This is a genomic window from Pseudoalteromonas sp. SIMBA_162, assembly GCF_046535955.1.
GTDB classification, from domain to species: Bacteria; Pseudomonadota; Gammaproteobacteria; order Enterobacterales; family Alteromonadaceae; genus Pseudoalteromonas; species Pseudoalteromonas marina.
The window spans coordinates 1-1566 of the sequence record NZ_JAWJBQ010000046.1; the positions used below are offsets into that span (position 1 = coordinate 1).

The 1566-nt window shown below is 38.7% G+C and carries 1 protein-coding gene; it reads left to right on the forward strand.

Annotation, left to right across the window (positions count from 1 at the left end; translation table 11 throughout):
* The first annotated feature begins 82 nt into the window (after nt 1-82).
* Nucleotides 83-1120: an IS110 family transposase gene (locus R0J88_RS18585; protein ID WP_410900679.1), complete on the forward strand. Its 1038-nt coding sequence runs from the start codon at nt 83-85 to the stop codon at nt 1118-1120.
* The last annotated feature ends 446 nt before the right edge of the window (nt 1121-1566 follow it).

The following is a 1566-nucleotide window of genomic DNA, read 5'->3' on the forward strand; positions in this document are numbered from 1 at the left end:
TGATAATCATATAGAAAGCTCCTCGAGTTTTTCGATACAGTTGTGTTGACCAAAACATAAACTGTATCTCGAGGAGCTTAGTATGAAACTATATGGTGGAATTGACTTGCATTCAAATAATTGTGTTATTGCTATCATTAATGAACATGGTGAAACACTTACCGTTAAGCGTTTAAATAATGACATGTCTGTCATTTTATCTTTTCTAAGTCCTTATAAAGACAACTTAAAAGGGCTTGTTGTTGAATCAACATTTAATTGGTATTGGTTAGTTGATGCATTAATGGATGCAGAATTTAAACTACACTTAGCGAACCCTGCTGCAATCCAGCAATATTCAGGCTTAAAATATGCAGACGACCACAGTGATGCACGCTGGTTGGCTGAAATGTTACGTCTAGACATCCTGCCTGAGGGCTATATTTATCCTCGTGAACTCAGAGCTGTTCGCGACTTAATGCGTAAACGAATGGACATTGTTCAACAGTCCACTAAAAACCTATTATCAGTGCAAAGTTGTTACATGCGTCATCTTGGATACAAACTCAGTAGCAACAAAATCAAACAAATGGCCGCTATCAGAAAAGGCGTTGATGCTGAGCAGGTACACGCAGACTTTAGCTCAATGAATACAGCACTGTCAGTCATTTCTAACCTCTCATTAATACGCTGTGCTCAACAGCAAATTAATGTGATAGAAGGCGCTATTTTAAAACAAACATCACTCTCCCCTGAGTTTATGAACCTAACCAGTATTGATGGAATTGGGAATACCTTAGCACTGACCATTATGTTAGAGACAGGCACGATTAAACGTTTTGATAGCCCAGGGAATTTCTCATCGTATTGTCGCTGTGTTAAAGGAGCAAGGTACAGTAATGGAAAGAAAAAAGGCGCTACTAATCAGAAGAATGGTAATCGTTATTTAGCTTGGGCGTTTACTGAGGCCGCTAATTTTGCCATTCGGTACAACCCGACAATCAAAAAATATTATCAACGAAAACTGGCTAAAACGAACCAAGTTATCGCTATTAAAACGGTTGCGCATAAGCTCGCAAGAGCGTGTTATCACGTGCTTAAAGATAATGTCCCATTTGATGAACACAAGGCGTTTACTTAGCGACTATAAAAAAATTAGGTTAACGTGTTGAGCTAGTAATGGGGTTGGTAAAACCATTAGATTTGATTGAGCCTGCACGTTAACCGCTCATATTTTAAATACTGGATATGCCCAATGTTTGAGCCACAAAGGGTTGGTTATGCTCAAGCATAAACCACAGAATTGTTACAGCGCAGTGTGTAAACACAGCCAGAAACTGGACTAACATTGGTACTAAACGATGACTGAGGCGAAAGCCAAGGGCCTTAATTAATCATCAATAATGCTTAATTAAACTGCCTAAATTCATATGGGTGACTGGTGCATATTCACACCAATCGACGTCATTACTGGATGCGTAGCCATATTTAAATTGAGTTTAAAAATAACAACACTTGGTTTTTTTAATAAAAAGATCAAGAAAACACAGCTGCCTGCTTGACCGGAACTTTCTAATGGGTGACCCC

Coding starts and splice junctions, on each gene's coding strand:
- R0J88_RS18585 (WP_410900679.1), top strand. CDS start 83: ATGAAACTATATGGTGGAATTGACTTGCATTCAAATAATTGTGTTATT.